The organism is Acinetobacter sp. UNC436CL71CviS28 (genome assembly GCF_000620525.1).
Classification (GTDB): domain Bacteria; phylum Pseudomonadota; class Gammaproteobacteria; order Pseudomonadales; family Moraxellaceae; genus Acinetobacter; species Acinetobacter radioresistens.
Genome location: NZ_JIBB01000031.1, coordinates 16,428 through 35,822 on the forward strand (window position 1 = coordinate 16,428; position 19,395 = coordinate 35,822).

Consider the following 19,395-nt stretch of genomic DNA (forward strand, 5'->3'; position numbering starts at 1 on the left):
AATGAATATCTATAACTCTCCTGTTACCAAAATAGCTTTCTGGGTCATAGTCATTGGTGGTGCGGCTTGCCTGCTTATCCCTTTGTTTGCACCTCTTCTTCCGCTGCAATATTTGAAAGGTTATGGCGAAATAGGAGATGCTCTTGGAGGTATTTCAAGCCCATTTCTACAAATTCTGGGTTCAGTGCTTCTCTTTCTGGTGTTAAAAGCTCAGATTGACGCTAATGGCATCCTCCATCAGCAAATCGAAAAGGAATATACGAAGGAGCAACTGAGGCACGAGTTGAATCAGCTTCACGAACTTTATATGTTCGTCGAAAGAAACATTAAAAATTTTCTCTGTACACGACAAATTTCACAGAACCCTTATCCTATCAGGATTCTGCCTTCTTAAAATTGCCAAAATTTCCTTAAACTCTTCTTTTTTCCCAAAACCAATTAAACGCTGAATCGCCATTTGAACATAGTCTAAACCATAGCGAAATAAACTCATTGAGAGTCGTCCATGCTTCTTTATTTTTGTTACAGCTGCTATGATGAATGAGATCGAAAACTGAAATCCCCCACTAGAATTGTTGACTGGAGTCAAAATGAATAAAAAGCGGCCGGTTAATCTTGATATTCGAACCATTCAGCTTCCTCTCACGGCGCTTACATCGATTCTGCACCGGATTTCAGGAATTATGCTCTTTATTTTTCTGGGACTGATACTGTATATGCTGAGCAAATCGTTGGAGTCAGAAAAGGGTTTTAATGAAGTCAAGGAGATTTTTTCTTCACCTTTCGGCAAAGTTAGTTTCTGGTTGGTATACTCTTCATTTATTTATCATCTCGTAGCCGGAATTCGACACCTAGTTATGGATGTGGGTGTTGGTCATACTTTGAAAGGCAGCAATCGCGCCTCTACTATTGTTTTAGTAGTGTCGGGTGTTTTAATGGTTGCTGGCGCCGTATGGATTTGGTAGCTGTGGAGTCGTAATGCGTATTTACAAGGACTAAAAGCGTCCTTTAAAGCTAACTTACGAAAGTATTTATAATCGACGGTTCACGCTTAAACGGTTGAATCCTTTCGGGCTTCCGAATAGCTGTTAGCTGAAAGCTATCATGAGCTAAGTTTTCTGTGCATCATCAAATGTGTTAATGGGAGCGCCATAGTACTAGGTACAAATATGGCTCTAGGACAATGTTAGATGTTTTGGATTTTGAGGCGGATCGCTCTTATCGAAGATCGTCTAATTCGCTCTGAAGCGCAGGTTTTTTGAAACTATCACCTGGTTGGCACACTGTGCGAATCAACATCAGATATGAGAAAGCCAATCAGGTGAACACTACCCTCGAGGGCTCATCTGTCCAGTTAAAGCCTCGAGTCTTTCTGGGTGCGCAAAAGACAAGAAGGTTATATGGGAAAATTATGAGGCCTGGATACCATGCGTCATGGGCGTGCCGATGCTGTGAGTGACAGAGCGAGAAGCAAGTGAAAGTCCCTGAAGTAGGGGCGGGATGCGCCCGAGTGGCATTTTTTGTCTTAAGGTAGATCGCGTAGCTGTTCTTCAGAATAATCTTCAGAGCGTTGACGACAGCCATCGCTGTGCATTCCTCAAGAATAGAATGTGTCGGAAGGGTGGCGTCATTGGTGTTAGTCATCGCTTAGGATTTCTCAATCTGGCTTACACGGGCGCCTGTACCGATATCCCCGCGGATGGCGACGTATCGATGTTGAATTCCTCGCCAGACGAAGTGCAATGAGCTGCGGCTATAGGCTTGCGCAGCCTTAGATAGCCGGCCGTCGCAGGCGCGCCGGTTGGCCGGGATCTTCTTCTGCCCGTCAGGTGTCCGGTCGGAACTCCAGCACGAACGCTACGACCTTTTCGGCGGACATTTCGCACGGCTTCAACAATGTCCTATCTGATGTAACGCGGAAGAGGTTGAAGCTGACAATGTCAGTCCCGTCCAACTCCCTGGCGAACAGACTGTTGCGACGTCCGTCCCCAGATCGCCGGACGATCAAGCTGAAACGCCGGCCTTCATAAGTCCCTTCTCTGTATCCCTCCGCAAGCTTCGCGAAAGCGGCATCGAACTCGGAATGCTCCATGTCATCCATCCTTATTGATAGAACAGAGGCGCGGCGGGTGCGAGACCGCCAGTGCCGGGTCGCGCTAAGGTGCCGGGCAGATTCCTGCAGCCGACGAGGCCCGGGGTGGGCAGGATAATTGAGATGTCGGCGCCCGCATGGCTATCAGCGAAGTCGTCCGTCCAGTCTGCTAGGCAACGTCCACGCCTTTCCAGAAAGCGATGTAATCCCGGATACCCTCGGCATCCGGAGTGGGGGCGGGATAGGTCCAAGCGGCGTTCACGTTGAGCGCGTCACCCGCGCGAACATGAAAGAAGCGCGCGGCGCCTTTGATCGGACAGACAGATGTGTGCGGGCTCATCTCAAGCAGGCTCAGGTCGACTCCTGACGGTGGGAAGTAGTGATTTCCCTCGACGATGACTGTTTCGTCGCTTGTGGCGATAGTAGTGTCTTTCCAGATGGCTGAGACCAACGGACTCTCCTTTTGTATTCATCAACCGGCGAAGGCTCGCGGGCTGGCTGCCCCAAGCCGCACCTCCTCAGGTGGCAGGCGGGTTGCGCCCGAGAAGTTTGTCGAGCTCGCCTCTGACATCGAGCGCGAATAGCTCATCGGAGCCACCGATAAGGGTGCCATTGATGAAGATCTGCGGCACGGAGCTTCGCCCCGACGCTTCCGCCATGGCCTGCCGGTGAGCCGGATCCGCCTCAATATCGAGCTCCTTCCATCGCACGCCCTTTTCCTTGAGGAGCGCCTTCGCTCGGCGGCAGAACGGGCACCAATTCGTGGTGTACAGCAATACATCAGTTGTCATATTGCATCTCCGGCAGTTGCACGCGGATCGCTGTCATGGCGTTGATCTCCAATTCGCGGCGTTCAAAGATGGCGACTGCACCTTGGCCGACATCGGAGCAGATGCTGACGATTGGCCGCTATCCAGGCGACATGGCCCAAAGTGCTTTCACCGCCAGGCAGAGGCCGCACGCGCCTCCTGTAGCGCCGAGCCGATGCTCTAAGGTAACCGAGCCTCGATTGGGACGGAAGCGGTCCCGCTCGAATCGCCCATCATGCTGGTCGAGCATATCAGGACGACGGATAGTGCAGGAACTTTCAAATTGAGCTTGATGTCGAGCCAGGTATCGCGAGCGAAGGCGTTCTAGAGGCCGGGGGGTACGAAGACTGTGTTCGGCAAAACGGTTCACGTTGATCGCCAAAGCTTCCCAGGGCGCACGTCTACGATCGGCGCGACGTGAGATAGCTCGCGCCGCTAGCCCCCGTAGCGCTCCGTCTTGATGATGGAGGCGTCCAAGCCCGCCAGCAGCGCGCTATCGGTTGCGATGTTGACGAATCCGTTAGACCCGCAGACGAACACTTGCGTCGGCTTTCCCTGAAGCCTGGTTAGAATTTCTTGGACCATCATGCCGTCGATCCGTCGCGCAAAGTCCGATGCGCGAACCGGTTTCTCGCGCGTAATCGCGAGCGCCAGGACGAACGCCGGATCGCTGATTTCGATGCAATGAAGTTCTTCTGAGAAGAGAACGTCCTCGGCGGTTCGTGCGGACAGGAGCAACGCTGTCGGAACGGCTTGGGCCAATGCGCGGCGCTGCCGGATCATTGCCATCAACGGCACGAGGCCGGAGCCTCCCCCGATCAACAGAACCGGATCTATGGCAGGCTCAGGCCAAAGGAAATGGCCACCGAGCGGACCGCGAACTTCGATTTCGTCACCAATCGCCGCGATGTCGTGAAAAAACGGCGAAACTTCGGCATCCGGCATGCGCTCGATAGCTATCTCGACGATCGGGGTCGAAACTGCCGATGACGCGATCGAGTAGCTGCGCATTGCACTGTAGCCGTCGGGCGCGGTCAGCCGGATATCGACGTGCTGACCTGCGGTGTGCGCGAACGGCTTGCTCAACCGAAGGAAGAAGCTCTTGATACTCGGTGTTTGCTGGATGATGTCGTCGATCACGCATGATTGCCACGAACGGACTTGCGCTTCGTTTTCAGTCATGGGTGTATCGTTGTTCGCGCCACGGATCGCCGTAGATGTGATAGCCGTGCAGCTCCCAAAAGCCGGCCTCGTCACGCGTCGTGAATTGCAGCGCATTCACCCATTTGGCGGATTTCCAGAAGTAAAGGTGCGGCACTAGAAGACGCGCCGGCCCCCCATGATCGCGGGAAAGTGGCTTGCCCGCATAACTGAGGGCGACCATCGCTTTCCCGGAAAGCAGATCCGTCAGAGGGACGTTTGTCGAATAATTATCGTAGCAGTGCGCCAAGACGAAATCGGTAGGCCGATCAAGCTCTGCATCTGCAAGGATGTCTTCAATGAGTACACCCTCCCAAACGGTATCCAGTTTGGACCAAGAGGTGACGCAGTGAATATCCTTTGTCACCTGGGTCTTTGGTAGAGTGTTGAATTCGCCCCAATTCCACGTTTTGACGGGCTTCGGACCAATTTTGACTGTGAATTTCCAGTCGGAGGGCTCTACCCTCGGCGTAGGGCCGGCCGACAGAACAGGGAAATCCTCCACCAGATGCTGACCTGGCGGAATCCGATCGGACTGGTCGCCTGAACCGCGACCGGTGAAACCTCTGGTGACCATAGTGACCCCTCTTGCTCGATACGGCAGACCGAAGCCGGCCTTCATTTCAGTACTCTGCGTAAAGCATTTGCCCGCACATCCGCCGAATAAGCCAATCGACTAAAAATCAGATACAGATGCTCTATCATCGTAAAAAATCGCGTATCGAACATAGCGTCAGGCCAGCATGATTCCCAATACCCAATGGCTATAGGGTAGATAACCCCAAGGCTGCGTACGCTGATCTGCGGTATGCGGAGCGGAAGTTGCAGGTTCGCTCTCAAACGGATGGGCAGCGTGCAAAGCTCAAGGCTCACCAGCGCATGGTTGCCCAGTTCGCGCTCGCCGGCAGCTTGAGTATATTAAGGACGAAATGTCGATCTGATCTATTCTGGCTTCAGGAAATAGGGAAAATAAGGTCGGACGTTCGCGCACCGTCGCGACGCGCGATCATCCACTAAGCTTCTGTATCGGGGTTGGAGGATCAGATGAACGAGATCGAACGACAAGCGCCTGAGCTGCGGGTGCAAAAATGGATTGGCAAAGATGGGGAAAGTATCGCGCCGTTCAAACTGTCAGATATCGGGCCCGGCCCGAAAATCTTGTTTGCCTTCCAGCATTGGTGCCAAGGTTGCCATTTGCATGGGTTTCCGACGCTACAAAAGTTGCATGCAGCGTTGAGCTCAAAAGACGTGGGGTTCGCAGTGATCCAGACCGTCTTCGAAGGAACGCATGAGAATACCTTCGAGAAGTTGCGCGTGAACCAGCTCAAGTATGAGCTTCCTATCGTTTTCGGTCACGACGAGCAACCGACCGGCTCGCCGTTTCCAACCTTCATGGAAGACTACCGCACACGAGGAACTCCGTGGTTTACGGTTATCGACGCTGGCGGTAGCATTGTTTTCTCGGACTTCCATCTCGACGCGGAGCGACTAGTGAAGCAACTTGAGCAAGGTTAATCGTTGGAAGGTGGGCAATCATCCTGATTGCCACCCATCCCCTGATGCCCACTACAGGCGTTGCGCGCTGTAACTCTGTTGATCAGCGTGCGAAAACCCGGATCCGGATAGGAGGAGCGTCAACGATTGAATCAATCCGTTGGGAGAGGGCGGCTCCGCTCCGTCAGCTCGGCAATAGATAACCCATTCTCGCCGAGCAACTCTCTGATCCGATCGACGATATGAGCCCCTAGCGCCGCTGTCTTGGTCCCCCCCACAGATTCCCAAGATGCGAGTTCACACGCCGATACCTCGTGGTCAGCGCCGAAGTGCTTCTGTCGGTATGTCACCGCCGCCCTTCAATGATAAAGGCGCGGTAACGGGAACCGGCAAAGCGATGAGCAGCGATGGTTTGGTAGGCGGGACTGTCATACCAGTCGCGAGCGGCCTGCATCGTCGGGAAACGCAAGATTACGGCCCCTTCGATGGGCGGCCCCTCCAAATGCTGGATCGCGCCATAAGCGGCGAGAAAGGTAACGTCGTGACCATCGAACGATGGTCCGACGCCTGCAGAATAGGTTGCGAGTGCATGTGGGTCGCTGGTTTCTTCCCGCGTAAAGACGACGAACGCTTCCATCATTAGGCCTCTCAAAGGTTGGATCTGTTGGCCATTACCACCGGTGATGGCCTCACAGTCGTCAGGCTGGCAACTGGAACCCGATTTTCATGAGTGCCTCGACGCACGCATCCTGATCCTGCTGATAGTTGCCTCCGGAGATGCCTATGCCGCCGATCAACTTCCCATCCTCCAGAATCGGATAACCGCCGCCGACAGCGACCATCCGAGGGCGATAGGCTAGCGGCGCCACTTTTGGATCGTTGGTCACATAGTCGTTCCAGACATGGGTCGGGAACCCAAACGAGGCGGAACTCCAGGCCTTGTCGATGGCAACATCGACGGTAAGGAACGGCGCATCGTCGGTGCGCTCGAACGCGCGCAGGTTACCGGTGGCGTCGACGACGGCGACGGCAGCCGGGATGCCGATGGCACGGGCCGCAGCGAGCGCCGCGTCGATGAGGGCGACTGCGGTTTCGCGGTTGATCGAGGCGGTGGCAATAGATTTGGTCATGGGATTCTCATCGCTGGGGCATAACCCGTTCGGCTTTTTGAGGTTGGACAAGATGTTTGGCGATCGCGGTCGTTAGAAGCCTTCGAGGACGATCTTGCCTTTAGCCGCGCCACTTTCGATCAGTGCATGCACCGTCTTCAGATTGGCGGCATTGATCGGCGACAGTCGCCGGGTCAGCGTCGTGCGGATTTTGCCGTCGTCAACCAGCGCTGCCATCGCATCCAGAATCTCGCCCTGCTCATTCATGTCGGGCGTGCCGTAGATCGACCGCGTGAACATCAGCTCGTGGTGGATCGACACCGCCTTGCGCTTGAAAACCATGATATCGAATGCCTTGGGATCGTCGATCAGTCCGAACCGTCCTTGTGGGGCGATCAGTTCGGCGATGTCGGCGACATGTTGCTCGGTATGTGTGGTCGAAAAGACGAAAGCGGGAGCACCGATGCCGAGTTCGGCGATCTGTGGCGCGAGCGGACGAGAATGGTCGATGACGTGGTGAGCTCCAAGCCCTCTTACCCACTCTTGGGTTTCCGGTCGAGAGGCTGTGGCGATGACGGTGAGGTCCGTGCGCTGTCGCGCGATCTGGACGGCGATCGACCCAACCCCGCCCGCGCCACCGATGATGAGGATCGCCTCCGCCGCACCGGGTACGGGCTTCGCCACGTCCAGGCGGTCGAACATCGCCTCCCAGGCCGTCAACGTCGTCAGCGGCAGCGCCGCCGCTTCCGCCCAGGAGAGCGACGCAGGTTTGTGACCGACAATCCGGGCGTCGACGAGATGGAACTCCGCATTGGTACCGGGCCGTGTGATCGATCCGGCATAATAGACCTCGTCGCCTAACTCGAACTGCGTGACGTCGGGGCCGACCTCGCGCACAATCCCGGCGGCATCCCATCCCAGCACCTTCCAATCGCCATCTGCCGGCGGCGTGCTGTTGCGGACCTTGTAGTCGACCGGGTTGACCGAGACGGCCTTCACCTCAACCAGGATATCGTATCCTGCAGCGACAGGCCGAGGCAGATTGATGTCGACCAGCGCGGCATCCGCGGCGATGGGTCCCGGAACCTTGTAACCAATGGCTTTCATAAATGTCTCCAGCTTGCTTGATCGGATGACGCGAATGCTCGTTAGTCAACTTCTTCTACATTGAGGTCCCGACTCTTGAACTGGGTCGCGGTAGCAGATTTCATCGAACACGTCGATCAACAGGCCCTTATGCTCGGTCGCCGGATCGGTGATCGCGTAGAGGGTGGAGGCGTTATCGCCATCATCACCGCTTCCGAGGCGAAACGCCGCGTCGACGCAGATGCCGCACGGACCGATGGTTGATCCTGGCTCGAGATCGACGAGATTGCTGTCCTTGACGCGCTATTCGCGGTCTTAGCCCTTGGCGATGAAGGACTGAACTGCTTGTAGAGCGTCGGTCAGCTGCTATGTCATGGACGCACCTTCATCTTGAGTTGGATTGGACAAGCTTCCGTATAAGGCCCGCTGTAACCGTCAGATGACGGCGAAGAAAACGATGGGCAGTATTCACAGCCACTTAGCCTTCTTGAAGCGCACAAATAGGAAAACGCACGATATCGCTATCACTCCGAGCACGACAAAGTATCCGTAGGCCGTGTCCAGCTCCGGCATGTGCTTAAAGTTCATGCCGTATATTCCAGCGATCGCCGTCGGGACTGCCAGTATTGCCGCCCAAGCCGCCAGCTGGCGGGTGATCACCCCCGTCCTTTGCGCTTCAAGAAGGCTGCTGGCCTCAAAGACCGTGGACAGGACAAGCAGGAGGCCGTCGACCATGGACTGCACGCGGTGGACATGGTCCGCGACGTCGTGGAAATATGGTGTCATTTCGGCGCTGATGCAGGGAAAGTGGCCGCGAACGAGCTTTCGCACCAGCTCGGCCATAGCCCCGAGCGTGCGCTGGAACCGCGTGAGTTCGGACCTTAGTTCGAAGATTCGCGCCACCTCTTCTGGCCCGAGGAAATCGTGCAGCGACCGTCGCTCCATCGCCAGGACGTCGTCCTCGATCATTTCGAAGATGGGCAGATACTGGTCGACCACGCGATGCAAGATCGCGTGCAGCACATAGTCGACACCCTTGCCGAACTGCGTCGGCGATGCCTCGAGTTGCTCCCGAAGTTTGCCCAGCGCTCCGGCATTGCCGTGCCGCACGGTGATAAGGTGATTGTGACCGGTGAAGATCGCCATCTTGCCGTAGCTGATCCGGTCGCCGACCAGCTCGGCGGTCTGCGCGACGACGTACAACTCATCGTTGTAGACCTCGAGCTTGGGCGGGCACAGCGGGTGCATCGCGTTGTCGATCGCCAACGGATGAAGATTATATGTCCTTTGGATCGCGCTGAGTTCGTCTGCGGTGGGTTCGCTAAGCGCGATCCAGCAGAAGCCCGAGCGACTCTCGCCCAACTTGACGTGCTCATCGAGCGCGATTTCGCGAACTCGCTTGCCTTCGTTGTAATAATAGGCGGCGATGATGCTCATGCTGGCCTCGCGGGAATGTGGAGGCCACGCTGGACGGCCGGTCGAGCCAGCCCGCGTCCAAGCCATGCGCGGACGTTCGAAAAGCTGCTGAGGCCAAGGATGTCACCCGCAGCGTAGAATTCCACCAGCGCATTCACCCAGCCGAGCGTCGCGATGTCCGCGATCGAATAGTCGTCGACGATCCAGTCGCGGCCTTCCAGCCGGCGATCCAGAATCCCCAGCAGACGCGTGGATTCGTCGATAAAGCGCTGTTGCGGCCGCTTGTCCTCATAGTCCTTGCCGGCAAATCGCAGGAAGAAGCCGAGCTGACCGAACATCGGCCCGATGGCCGACATCTGAAAGAACACCCACGCTAGGGTCTCGTAACGCTGGCCTGGTTCGGTGGAGATGAACTGACCCGTCTTGTCGGCCAGATAGAGGAGGATCGCACCGGATTCCCATAAGGCGATGGGTCTACCGTCAGGGCCAGCCGGATCGATGATCGCCGGTATGCGTCCGTTCGGGTTCAGCGACACGAACGCCGGATCCTTCGACTCGTTGTTCGAGATGTCGATCAGGTGGGGCTCGTACGCCAGGCCAGTCTCCTCAAGCATGATCGAGACCTTGACGCCATTGGGCGTAGGGGCTGCGTAGAGTTGCAGGCGATCGGGATGAGATGCCGGCCAGCGCTGCGTGATCGGAAAGGACGAGAGGTCTGGCATAAATCTGCGATCCTGGTGTTGCGATGGCGACTGACTGGAACGAGCCGTCACTCTGAAGTAGGGTTCGATGACCGCGTCGCTGAACGACGCGGTCACGAAGATTGCGGACCGGACCGGCGCAGTGGCAACGGCAGTGAAGCCTATTCCGCCGCGGTCCCGGCCGCTGGCTGTACGTCGTCAACCTTTTGGCGCTTCGGAAGCACCCAGCCGGGACGGACGAAGTGGCAGGTGTAGCCGCCCGGGTGCTTCTCCAGATAATCCTGGTGATCGGGCTCGGCCTCCCAGAACTCGCCGACCGGCTGGACCTCGGTCACCACTTTGCCATCCCACAGCCCCGAGGCATCCACATCGGCGATCGTATCCTCGGCGACGCGCTTCTGCTCCTCGTCGACATAATAGATGCCCGACCGGTAGGAGAGCCCACGATCATTGCCCTGGCGGTTCAGCGTCGTCGGATCGTGGATCTGGAAGAAGAATTCCAGGATGTTCCGGTAGCTCGTCACTGTCGGGTCGAAGACAATCTCGATCCCCTCGGCATGCGTGCCGTGATTACGATACGTGGCGTTCGGAATATCGCCGCCCGTGTAACCCACACGGGTCGAGATGATGCCGGGCCGCTTGCGGATCAGATCCTGCATGCCCCAGAAACATCCTCCTGCGAGAACAGCGCGCTGATGCATGTTAAGCCTCCTCTACTTGATCGAGATATTCACCGTATCCCTCGGACTCCATCTCGTCGCGCGGGATGAAGCGAAGGGACGCTGAGTTGATGCAGTACCGCAGACCGCCGCGGTCGGAAGGACCATCGGGGAACACATGGCCGAGATGACTGTCTGCGTGTACTGACCTGACCTCCGTCCGGACCATGCCGTGTGCGCTGTCCCGCACCTCCTTCACGTTTGCCGAAACGATCGGCTTGGTGAAGCTGGGCCAGCCAGTACCCGAATCGAACTTGTCCGTCGAAGCGAACAGTGGCTCTCCCGACACTATGTCGACGTAGATGCCAGGCTCCTTGTTGTCGTTGTACTCGCCCGTGAAGGGCCTTTCGGTGCCCGCCTCCTGGGTAATTCGGTGTTGCTCGGGAGTCAGGTGGTCGATTGCTGTCTGTGACTTTTCAAACTTCATTACAGTCTCCAATACTTATCTAGAGGGCCAGGCACGCTACCGCTAATTTTTTATGTCTCCTGATTTGCTCCTACAATGGTAGTGGGATGGCAAACGAGGTTTTACTAAGTGTTGGAAAATTAGAGATTTAAATTTCGCGTCTATTAATTATAGCGCAACTGAGTGGTTAAGCAAGTACGTAATCAGTAAATATTAAAAAAATAACACAAAAGCACGATTATATAATACAGTGTCAGTGTTTTATGATAATCAACAACGCCTGTTTAGATGCTGGTAGATGCGAATTTTTTGGCGTACAGTCAAAATTTTCTGATGGTTGCTTAGTGTGTTGGCGCTGATGGAAAATTGACCCACCCTGCCGATTGAAATTTGACCCAGGGCGGATTGCTGATTTTGTTACCAGCAACTGTGGATAAGTCTACCAGCGCAGCTGCTGTTGCCCCCACTCCTTCGCTAGCCCAGTTCAGTTGTTTAAGACCTGCCACACGCAGCCATGTAGCAGGCCGTCGTCGCCATGAAATCAGAACGGCTCATCGTCCTCCGGTTCCTGGCCGCCCTTACGCTTTCGCTCCCGTGATTTGATCTTGGCCTGGGCCGCCAAGCTACTGTGTTGCAGGCGATAGGACTCGTTACCGGTTTCGACGATGTGGCAGTGGTGGGTCAGCCGATCCAGCAGGGCGGTGGTCATCTTGGCGTCGCCGAACACGCTCGACCATTCGGCGAAGCTCAGGTTGGTGGTGATCACCACGCTGGTGTGTTCGTACAGCTTGGATAGCAGGTGAAACAGCAACGCACCGCCGGCCTGGCTGAAGGGCAGATAACCCAGTTCGTCGAGGATGACCAGATCCATGCGCAGCAGAGCTTGGGCGATCCGCCCGGCTTTGCCGTCGTGCTTTTCGCGCTCCAGCAGATTGACCAGATCGACCGTGGAGTAGAAGCGCACGCGCTTGCCGTGCCGGGTGATGCCGGACACGGCCAGCGCAGTGGCCAGGTGGGTTTTACCGGTGCCAGGCCCACCGATCAGCACCACGTTCTGCGCGGTGTCGGTAAAGGCCAGACTGGCCAGTTCGCTGATCAAACGAGCGTCTGCGCTGGAGGCGCTGAAGTCGAAGCCGGCCAGGTCGCGGTGCATCGGCAGCTTGGCCATGTTCATCTGGTGGCTCACCGAGCGCATGGCGCGATCTGTGTGCTCTTGTTCCAGCAGGTGTTCGAGCAGCCACTTGGACGAGGCTGTGTTCGACTCACCCTGCGCAGTCAACTCCGCCCAGGCCGTGGCCATGCCGTGCAGGCGCAGCTCCTTGAGTTCCGCCATCAAATCACGCATGACCGATCTCCTCGGTCTGGCCACGCAGGCGGTCGTAGCGCGCCGTGTTAGCGACGGGGGCTTCCTTGAGCGACAAGTGGGTTTCGACGCTGGGTGGTGGTTCGGTCGCGGCCAGGCGCGCCACGACATTGAGGATGTGTTCGGCGCTCAGGCTGCCGCTTTCCAGTACCAGCTCAACAGCCACCAGCACCGCATCGAGCCCGGCGACCGGTACGGCAGCCAGAACTTGCGCCATGATCCGGTCACCGCCGGCATGACGCCCCAGACCGTGCTTAAGCTGACGCAGCGGCGCCGGCAGATCAGCAAAGGGCGCGCCGTTGCGCAGCGCACCGGGCTTGCGTTCGATCAGCGGGAGGTAGTGCTGCCAGTCATAGCTGACCTGGTCGCGATCCAGCAAGCGGACATGGCTGGCGATCAGCGCGTCGTCAGCCACCACCTCGATTCGCGTCGGATACAAACGGCTGCTGACCCACTTACCCGCATACTCACACGGCACCGAGTAGCGGTTGCGCCCGACGCTGACCAGGCAGGTGCTGGAGACCCGCGCAGGCCGCTCGACGTAACCGTCGAATGGCGCTGGCACAGGCATCAGTTCAGCGCGCTCCAACTCCAGCACTTCGGCCACACTCAGCCCGCTGTATTGAGGGTGCGTCAGCTCGTTCCAAAGCGCGCGGCAGCGCTGGCCCAGCCAGGCATTGAGTTCCTCGAAGGAGTGAAACTGGCAGTCCTGGGCGTCTAGCCAGATACGCCTGCGGCTGTCTTGCACGTTCTTTTCAACGATGCCCTTTTCCCAACCAGCGGCGACGTTGCAGAAGTCCGGATCGAACAGGTAATGCGCGCACATCACCGCAAAGCGCGCATTCACCGCCCGGCCTTTGCCCTTATTGACCTTGTCGACGGCGGTCTTCATGTTGTCGTAGATGCCCCGGCGCGGCACGCCGCCCAAGGAGCCGAACGAGCGTGTATGGGCGTCAAATAACATCTCATGGCCCTGGCTCGGATACGCCACAAGCCAGAACGCACGGCTGGCACACAGCTTCAGATGTGCCACCTGCATACGCCGGTAAATGCCGCCGACCAGCAAGCCTTCCTCGCTCCAGTCAAACTGAAACGCCTCGCCAAGAGCAAAGGTCAGCGGCACAAAGGCCTGCGACGCCTTGCCCTGTCCCCCTCGCCAGGCACGGATAAACGCGGTGAGCTGGCTGTAGCCACCGTCATAACCTTCGGCTTTGATTTGCGCCAACAGCGCCTTGGCACTGCGCCGCTGTTGCTTGGGCCGCAGCGAATCGGCTTTTAGCGCCTGCTCCAGCGTGGCGTGAAAAGGGCTGAGTTTGTTGAAGATCGCGCGGCGTTGGTAGACCGGCGGCTTGGCCTCAGGTGCTCTGACCCACTTGCGAATCGTGTTGCGCGCCAACCCGGTGCGCTTGGCTATCTCATGCAGCGACAGCTTGTCGCGGAAATACATCCGGCGAATTTTGCCCATCATTTCCATACTGATCACCCTGTGTTCTCCTGCTCAAAAATTGAGCAGAAGCAGTTGAACACCTGGGTCAGTTTTCAGTCGGCAGAACAGCCTCTACTGGGTCAGTTTTCGGTCAGCGGCAACATCCTTGCAACACGGTATTGGGACATAGCCATAAAAAAACCCCGCCTCGGCGGGGTTTTTAGTGGGGGCTCAACTCACAAGGACGCAAATAGGACTATTGCAGCAGCCGCGAAGGCCAGGCAAGCGGCCGCGATATTGAGTCGAGCGATTCGCGTGGCATCTTCAACAGGGGCGGTCACACGGCGGAGGGCTGCATCTACCTCGGCTTTGACGGCATCAGCCGTTGCCTTCGCGCTGTCCTGCATTACCTTGGCCATCGTTTCCCGACTTGCCGTCAGTGCAGCGTTTAGGATGCGCTCGGCTTTTTCCTTTGCATCAGCACCCCACCGGAAGGCAATGCTTTCTAGTTCTTCCTTGAAGGTGTCCAGCATGTCCTGTTGGGCCTTCGCAGAGTCTCGCATTAAGCGCTCGTTGATCGTGTGGAGCACCATGATCGGATCGTCACGGGAGACGGCGATGTTGTGCTTAACCGCGATTTCTTTAATCAGCTCATCTACCGGATCACTCACAGCGCCACCTCTTACAGAACGGGCACATTTTCAAGCTGTGCGTAGATTTGGCCCTTGATGATCTTGAGGCGCTGGCGCGTCATGATCGTCAGCGATTCCAGGGCCAGTGCGTCATCGAAGGTCAGGCGATCCTGGAGCATGTCGCTCAGGTCTTGGCCGTAAGTTTCCTTTTTCAAATCGGGGATTTGAATGATGGCGGCAACCCGAGCCTTGTTCGCCGTGTATGCCTTCAATTGCTCGAATGTCTTGCCCTCATGCTCAATCGGCCCCCAATACGGGTTGAGCCAGACCACGAAACGGGCCTCGGCCGGGAACTGGCTGGCGAGCTGGGCGAACCCGCTCAGGGTATCGACCAGCGCCTGGCCCCCCGTGATGACGGTGTGAACAACCAGCTCATGCCCCATTTCGTGCAGCAATGCCGGCACCTGGTTCGTTACCAGGTAGTGGGAGAGGGGCACGAAGGAGCTGGCCCCGTTGTCGATCACAACGTCATCTTTTGACGGTGCGATCAGTTCGACCAGGCTATCGAAGTTGCGCGAGTTGATTTCATCGCCATCCATTATCTGGAGGCGGCGAACATTCAGAGACGTGTAGCCGTGGAATGTCGAGTTGACCGGATCAGTGTCGAGGCACAAGGGAGCCTGGCCCTTGCTTGCTTTGTATTGAGCGATCAGAGCAGCGATCACGGACTTGCCGACGCCGCCCTTGCCCTGGAGAACCATGTGGATCTTTGCCATTAGAGTAAATCCTCTTTCCTTGGAGTTGAGTCAAACGAGAAGCTGGCCGGTGTGCTCGGCTTGGTTACGACCGGCGCAGGAGTGGTCGGCGCTGGTGTTGGCTTCGGTTTGGCCGCTGGTGTTTTGGCCGGTGTTGCTGGCCTGGCTGGAGCTTCCTGCACTACTGGTACGGGTAGGGTGACAGTTGCCGGCTGACGAATCAGCTTCTTGACGTACCCAATGAAAGCGTCATATCGGAAGGCAATAGCACCTTCTTCATAGAGCGTTTCCCAAACGTCTTTTACAGGCCATCCGTCATCGAGGGCCTGCCGTACTTCATCCCGAACAGCCAGAAATGCCGCCCGATTTTTACCCGCTCGGCCTGGCTGTTTCTTCTTCTGCGCACGTTCTGCTATGCGCTCAGAAAGGCTTTTGCCGCTCTTAGCCATGTCGATTCCATACCCATCATTACCCCGATTTAAAGCCGATTCTAAACCGATTGAAGCCTTGCACGCCCCATTCTAGCCCGATTCTGCGCGATTTCACTATATCCGTTGTTAATCTGCGTTTTATCGTTGCCTAGAGGTGGATCAATCGGCTTTGTATGCGATACTCACCTGGCGTTAAACGGCTCGAAGAGCCGGGCAAGATAAGTGAAGTTAGCTAACCGGCAAGCCGGTTAACTATCTTCACTTGCCCTTATTCGCGCTTCGCACTCAACGGGGCATCTTGCTCTGCGAGGCTGGACGGCTACCGCCGTCAGAAGCAGAGGCAAAGCCGCAAAGGAAAGCGGGATGGACGATAAGAAAATCACCAGGAAGGACACCCATTTACGGGTGCCTGTCCTGCCAGAAGAAAAAGCAAAAATTGAGGACAGCGCCCGCGCTGCTGGTAAGTCCGTTGCGGCTTACATGCGGGCGGTCGGCCTTGGCTATGAGCTGCAAAGCGTGATCGACAGTCGCCTTGTCCTGGAGTTGGCCAAGGTCAATGCCGATCAAGGCCGCTTAGGCGGGCTTCTGAAAATGTGGCTTGTGAGCGACAAGCGACTTGCAGGGATTGAGGAAGAGCAGTTGCACAGAACCATCCGGGTTGTCCTGGACAGGATCGGTGAAACGCAGGCAGCTCTTTTAGAGCTGGCAAAGAAAGCATGAGTCTTTTTTTAGCCGCTAAAAAAGGCGCGGGCAGATGATCGCCAAGCGCATTCCAATGAACTCGGCGAAGAAGAGCAGCTTCGCCGGGCTGGTGAAATACATCACCAGCAGCCAGGGAATCAATGAGCGGGTCGGTCAGGTTCGTGTCACCAATTGCCAGACCGAAGAACTTTCATGGGCGGTGCATGAGGTTCTGCACACTCAGAAGATCAACACCCGTGCCGAAGGCGATAAGACCTATCACTTGCTGATAAGTCTCGCGCCGGGAGAGCAACCTTCAAGCGAAGTGCTGCGCGACATTGAAGATCGCGTGTGCAGCGCAATCGGCTATCAAAATCATCAGCGTGTCAGTGCTGTGCATAACGACACTGACTGTTTGCACATCCACATTGCGATCAACAAGATTCACCCTGAGCGCCACACGCTCCATGAGCCATATCGAGACTTCAAGACGCTGGGCGATATATGCGCCCGCTTGGAGCTTGAGCACGGATTGCAGCAGGTAAACCACGCCCGTAAAAAAGGCGTGAGCGAATGCCGGGCCAACGACATGGAGCAGCACGCCGGCATCGAGAGCCTGCTTAGCTGGGTGCGCCGCGAATGCTTGGAGCAAGTCCAGGGCGCGAAGAGTTGGAATGAGTTGCACCAGGTGCTGCACGAAAATGGTTTGGAGCTACGCGAGCGCGGCAATGGGTTGGTAATAACCGACCAGGCCGGCACGATGGTCAAGGCCAGCACCGTCGCCCGTGACCTGTCCAAAAGCAAGCTAGAGGAACGCCTTGGGGCGTTCGAGAATCAACGTCAGCAAACCCGGGCCTCACTCAAACAAGGCAAGCCACACCCGCGTAAGCCGGGAGTCGGGCGGGTAGGGCGTAGCCCGCCACCCGCCAGTAAAAACCGGCTACGCGGCTTGTCCACCCTGCAATCTATCCAGATCGACAGTGGCAAGCGCTATGAGAAAAATCCTGTAGGGCACAAGTCAGATACCACAGAGCTTTATGCGCGCTTCCGTGACGAGCAGAACGCAGTACGGCATACGAAGGCCAAGGAGCTGGCAGCGGCCCGTGATCGCCGCGACAGGGCGATTGAGCATGCCAAGAATGTGGCCAAGCTAAAGCGCTCTTCAATCAAGCTGATGGCCACCCCTGGCCTGACGAAGAAGCTGCTTTATGCAAGCACAAGCAAATCGCTCCAGGAGCAAGTAACTAGCCTGCGCGCCGAGCACATCAAAGCCATTGAAAATATCAACACGTCACGCAAGGCGCGGCAGTGGGCTGACTGGCTTCAAGCAAAGGCCCTGGATGGAGACCAGGACGCCCTGAAAGCGCTTCGCGCACGTCCAGGAGTGAAGGGGTTGCAGGGGGATGCGGTTGCAGCTGAAGGGCAAAAGCAGCCAGCCAAGGCCGCTCCGATTGAGCAAGACCACATCACGAAAGAAGGCACCGTTATCTACCGTGCGGGAGCATCCGCAATCCGGGATGACGGCAGCAAACTTCAACTATCCAGAGGGGCCAACTTTGACGGCATTGAGACTGCCTTGCGGATGGCCGCTGCGCGCTATGGGGAAAAAATCACAATCACCGGCTCCGATCAGTTTAAGGAGCTGGTTGCACAAACGGCGGCAATTAGAAGCCTGCCAATCAAGTTCGACGATCCAGCCCTAGAGCAGCGTCGTCAATCACTGCAACAAGCAATAGAGAAGGAGAGAAGCAATGTCGGAAGAACTGACAGAGGACGAGCTGCTGGCGCAGGCGCTGGCGTCGATGGACTCAACGCCGCCAGGGGCGGACGAACCACCGGAGCCGGGCGAGGTGCTGGAGTTCGGGGACGAACCATTGGAACCGGGCTTTCTGGACGAGCTGGAACAGCAACCAGTGGACGAGTCACCGTTCGCTCCCCTGGAGGAACCGCAAAGCCTGGTGTTGCAAGAGTTGGACGCAAGCCGCCGCCCGAAAGCCAGAACCGTTTGCGAGCGCTGTCCAAACTCGGTGTGGTTCAGCTCACCCACGGAAGTGAAGTGCTATTGCCGCGTGATGTTCCTGGTGTCGTGGAGCACCAAGGAGCCAAACCAGATAACGGGTTGCGACGGGATGTTTCTAGGTCAGGATGATGTGTGCTGAAAAAACAGGAGGTTTTAACTTGGTAAACTAAACACACTCATCAGGAGTTTACCATGAGCAAGAAACACAAGACTTACACCACAGAATTTAAAGCTGAAGCCATCAAATTAATTGAAGCCAATCAAGGCAATGTCTCGGAAACGGCTTTGTTGCACAAACCTATCTGTAAAGGGTTTTTCAGCGATATAATTTTCAAATGAAGAAGCCTACACAGAAAATCTACCGCACAACCAATTGGCCCGCATATAACCGAGCACTCATGAGTCGCGGAAATATTGCCATTTGGTTTGATCCTGCTACGCAATGGTATGCTCCATCAAAAGGCAAACAAGGGCGAAATCAAACCTACTCCGACGCAGCCATCCAATGCTGCTTAATGATTAAATCTTTATTCCGTCTGTCTTTACGTATGGTCACTGGCTTTGTGCAAAGTCTGATTAAACTTTGCGGATTAAATTGGATAGCTCCAGATTACACCACGCTTTGTAGAAGACAAAAGCATATTGATATTGCAATCAGCTACCAAAAAAGTAGCGATGGGCTGCATCTACTCATGGACTCTACAGGCATGAAGTTTCTAGGTGAGGGCGAATGGAAACGCAAGAAACATGGACCTGAATATCGTCGCCAATGGCGTAAACTTCATATTGGTATAGATGCTAAAACCCTGCAAATACGAGCAGTTCAGCTTACAACCAATAATGTCAGTGATTCACAGGTACTTGGTGATTTACTTAATCAGATTCCACAAGATGAGCAGATTAACTCTGTTTATACCGATGGAGCTTATGACACCAAGCAATGCCGTCAGGTCATTGCAGATCGGCAAGCGCATGCGGTGATTCCACCTAGAAAAAATGCGAAACCATGGAAAGATACAAAGAGTAGCTCGCTAGAGCGAAATGAATTACTTCGA

At 56.1% G+C, this 19,395-nt stretch carries 26 protein-coding genes and 1 pseudogene; 8 read left to right on the forward strand and 19 right to left on the reverse strand.

What is annotated here, in order from left to right; genetic code table 11:
- Position 1: 1 nt before the first annotated feature.
- A complete protein-coding gene (locus tag N518_RS16290; RefSeq protein ID WP_155756716.1) occupies positions 2-394 on the forward strand; it encodes a hypothetical protein in 393 nt (130 codons plus the stop codon).
- On the opposite strand, the pseudogene N518_RS16830 reads toward N518_RS16290, so the two are convergent.
- Positions 356-520 (reverse strand): annotated as a pseudogene (locus N518_RS16830) (IS4 family transposase); the annotation flags it as partial. The gene N518_RS16290 and the pseudogene N518_RS16830 overlap by 39 nt on opposite strands.
- A gap of 70 nt (positions 521-590) precedes the next feature.
- Here N518_RS16830 and sdhC point away from each other — a divergent pair.
- A complete protein-coding gene (gene sdhC, locus N518_RS0111520) occupies positions 591-965 on the forward strand; it encodes a succinate dehydrogenase, cytochrome b556 subunit (RefSeq protein WP_005005993.1) in 375 nt (124 codons plus the stop codon).
- 860 nt (positions 966-1,825) lie between these two features.
- Here sdhC and N518_RS0111530 read toward each other — a convergent pair.
- From N518_RS0111530 to N518_RS17470, 6 genes are all read right to left on the reverse strand, one after another.
- Positions 1,826-2,092, reverse strand: coding sequence for a hypothetical protein (locus tag N518_RS0111530; RefSeq protein ID WP_003464988.1), 267 nt, complete (start codon positions 2,090-2,092; stop codon positions 1,826-1,828).
- A gap of 169 nt (positions 2,093-2,261) precedes the next feature.
- A complete protein-coding gene (locus N518_RS0111535) occupies positions 2,262-2,543 on the reverse strand; it encodes a DUF427 domain-containing protein (RefSeq protein WP_003464986.1) in 282 nt (93 codons plus the stop codon).
- 67 nt (positions 2,544-2,610) lie between these two features.
- Positions 2,611-2,883: a glutaredoxin 3 gene (gene grxC, locus N518_RS0111540; RefSeq protein ID WP_005005995.1), complete on the reverse strand. Its 273-nt coding sequence runs from the start codon at positions 2,881-2,883 to the stop codon at positions 2,611-2,613.
- A 453-nt stretch (positions 2,884-3,336) separates the two neighbouring features.
- Entirely contained in the window at positions 3,337-4,083 is a 747-nt protein-coding gene (locus N518_RS0111545; RefSeq protein ID WP_002118292.1) for a ferredoxin reductase, read from the reverse strand.
- Positions 4,076-4,678: a sulfite oxidase-like oxidoreductase gene (locus tag N518_RS0111550; protein WP_003464980.1), complete on the reverse strand. Its 603-nt coding sequence runs from the start codon at positions 4,676-4,678 to the stop codon at positions 4,076-4,078. Before N518_RS0111550 ends, N518_RS0111545 begins: the two co-directional genes overlap by 8 nt.
- Positions 4,679-4,834: 156 nt before the next feature.
- Positions 4,835-4,960, reverse strand: a complete 126-nt coding sequence (locus tag N518_RS17470) for a hypothetical protein (RefSeq protein WP_256380712.1) — start codon at positions 4,958-4,960, stop codon at positions 4,835-4,837.
- Between the two features lie 185 nt (positions 4,961-5,145).
- Between N518_RS17470 and N518_RS0111555 the strand changes: the two genes are divergently transcribed.
- Positions 5,146-5,616 (forward strand): TlpA family protein disulfide reductase, encoded by a 471-nt coding sequence (locus N518_RS0111555; RefSeq protein WP_003464979.1) that lies wholly within the window; start codon positions 5,146-5,148, stop codon positions 5,614-5,616.
- A 325-nt stretch (positions 5,617-5,941) separates the two neighbouring features.
- Here N518_RS0111555 and N518_RS0111565 read toward each other — a convergent pair whose 3' ends face one another.
- The 3 genes from N518_RS0111565 to N518_RS0111575 form a co-directional block, all read right to left on the reverse strand.
- Positions 5,942-6,235 carry a DUF1330 domain-containing protein gene (locus N518_RS0111565; RefSeq protein WP_003464978.1) on the reverse strand — a complete coding sequence of 98 codons (294 nt, stop codon included), beginning with the start codon at positions 6,233-6,235 and terminating at the stop codon, positions 5,942-5,944.
- 58 nt (positions 6,236-6,293) lie between these two features.
- On the reverse strand, positions 6,294-6,725 hold the full coding sequence (locus N518_RS0111570; RefSeq protein WP_005006001.1) for a GlcG/HbpS family heme-binding protein: 432 nt from the start codon (positions 6,723-6,725) through the stop codon (positions 6,294-6,296).
- A 72-nt stretch (positions 6,726-6,797) separates the two neighbouring features.
- On the reverse strand, positions 6,798-7,811 hold the full coding sequence (locus N518_RS0111575) for a zinc-binding alcohol dehydrogenase family protein (protein ID WP_002118279.1): 1,014 nt from the start codon (positions 7,809-7,811) through the stop codon (positions 6,798-6,800).
- Between the two features lie 75 nt (positions 7,812-7,886).
- On the opposite strand from N518_RS0111575, the gene N518_RS17245 reads away from it, so the two are divergent.
- Positions 7,887-8,054, forward strand: coding sequence for a hypothetical protein (locus N518_RS17245; RefSeq protein ID WP_016487060.1), 168 nt, complete (start codon positions 7,887-7,889; stop codon positions 8,052-8,054).
- A gap of 204 nt (positions 8,055-8,258) precedes the next feature.
- On the opposite strand, the gene N518_RS0111585 is transcribed toward N518_RS17245, so the two are convergent.
- From N518_RS0111585 to N518_RS0111630, 9 genes are all read right to left on the reverse strand, one after another.
- Positions 8,259-9,227 carry a magnesium and cobalt transport protein CorA gene (locus N518_RS0111585; RefSeq protein WP_026444292.1) on the reverse strand — a complete coding sequence of 323 codons (969 nt, stop codon included), beginning with the start codon at positions 9,225-9,227 and terminating at the stop codon, positions 8,259-8,261.
- On the reverse strand, positions 9,224-9,928 hold the full coding sequence (locus N518_RS0111590; protein ID WP_026444293.1) for a glutathione S-transferase N-terminal domain-containing protein: 705 nt from the start codon (positions 9,926-9,928) through the stop codon (positions 9,224-9,226). Before N518_RS0111590 ends, N518_RS0111585 begins: the two co-directional genes overlap by 4 nt.
- Before the next feature lie 140 nt (positions 9,929-10,068).
- On the reverse strand, positions 10,069-10,608 hold the full coding sequence (msrA, locus tag N518_RS0111595; protein ID WP_023294902.1) for a peptide-methionine (S)-S-oxide reductase MsrA: 540 nt from the start codon (positions 10,606-10,608) through the stop codon (positions 10,069-10,071).
- Position 10,609: 1 nt separating this feature from the next.
- Positions 10,610-11,053: a peptide-methionine (R)-S-oxide reductase MsrB gene (msrB, locus tag N518_RS0111600; RefSeq protein ID WP_023294903.1), complete on the reverse strand. Its 444-nt coding sequence runs from the start codon at positions 11,051-11,053 to the stop codon at positions 10,610-10,612.
- A gap of 520 nt (positions 11,054-11,573) precedes the next feature.
- Positions 11,574-12,377 (reverse strand): IS21-like element ISPst3 family helper ATPase IstB, encoded by an 804-nt coding sequence (gene istB / locus N518_RS0111610; RefSeq protein ID WP_010454871.1) that lies wholly within the window; start codon positions 12,375-12,377, stop codon positions 11,574-11,576.
- Complete coding sequence (istA, locus tag N518_RS0111615) at positions 12,370-13,869, reverse strand: IS21-like element ISPst3 family transposase (RefSeq protein WP_024012635.1); 1,500 nt, start codon at positions 13,867-13,869, stop codon at positions 12,370-12,372. The genes istB and istA overlap by 8 nt, the downstream gene beginning before the upstream one ends.
- A gap of 188 nt (positions 13,870-14,057) precedes the next feature.
- A complete protein-coding gene (locus N518_RS0111620) occupies positions 14,058-14,492 on the reverse strand; it encodes a conjugal transfer protein TraM (RefSeq protein ID WP_026444294.1) in 435 nt (144 codons plus the stop codon).
- Positions 14,493-14,503: 11 nt separating this feature from the next.
- The gene (locus N518_RS0111625; RefSeq protein WP_026444295.1) at positions 14,504-15,229 is read right to left on the reverse strand and encodes a conjugal transfer protein TraL; all 726 of its coding nucleotides are present in this window, start codon (positions 15,227-15,229) and stop codon (positions 14,504-14,506) included.
- On the reverse strand, positions 15,229-15,657 hold the full coding sequence (locus N518_RS0111630; RefSeq protein WP_034593984.1) for a TraK family protein: 429 nt from the start codon (positions 15,655-15,657) through the stop codon (positions 15,229-15,231). The genes N518_RS0111625 and N518_RS0111630 overlap by 1 nt, the downstream gene beginning before the upstream one ends.
- A 345-nt stretch (positions 15,658-16,002) precedes the next feature.
- Between N518_RS0111630 and traJ the strand changes: the two genes are divergently transcribed.
- From traJ to N518_RS0111650, 4 genes are all read left to right on the forward strand, one after another.
- Positions 16,003-16,359 carry a conjugal transfer transcriptional regulator TraJ gene (gene traJ / locus N518_RS0111635; protein ID WP_026444297.1) on the forward strand — a complete coding sequence of 119 codons (357 nt, stop codon included), beginning with the start codon at positions 16,003-16,005 and terminating at the stop codon, positions 16,357-16,359.
- 34 nt (positions 16,360-16,393) lie between these two features.
- The gene (gene traI / locus N518_RS16295; RefSeq protein WP_034593990.1) at positions 16,394-18,469 is read left to right on the forward strand and encodes a TraI/MobA(P) family conjugative relaxase; all 2,076 of its coding nucleotides are present in this window, start codon (positions 16,394-16,396) and stop codon (positions 18,467-18,469) included.
- Between the two features lie 63 nt (positions 18,470-18,532).
- On the forward strand, positions 18,533-18,679 hold the full coding sequence (locus N518_RS17515) for a transposase (protein ID WP_005028587.1): 147 nt from the start codon (positions 18,533-18,535) through the stop codon (positions 18,677-18,679).
- Positions 18,676-19,395: IS5-like element ISAba12 family transposase (locus tag N518_RS0111650; protein ID WP_026444298.1), on the forward strand; the 720-nt coding region annotated here is incomplete at its 3' end. The genes N518_RS17515 and N518_RS0111650, both read left to right, overlap by 4 nt.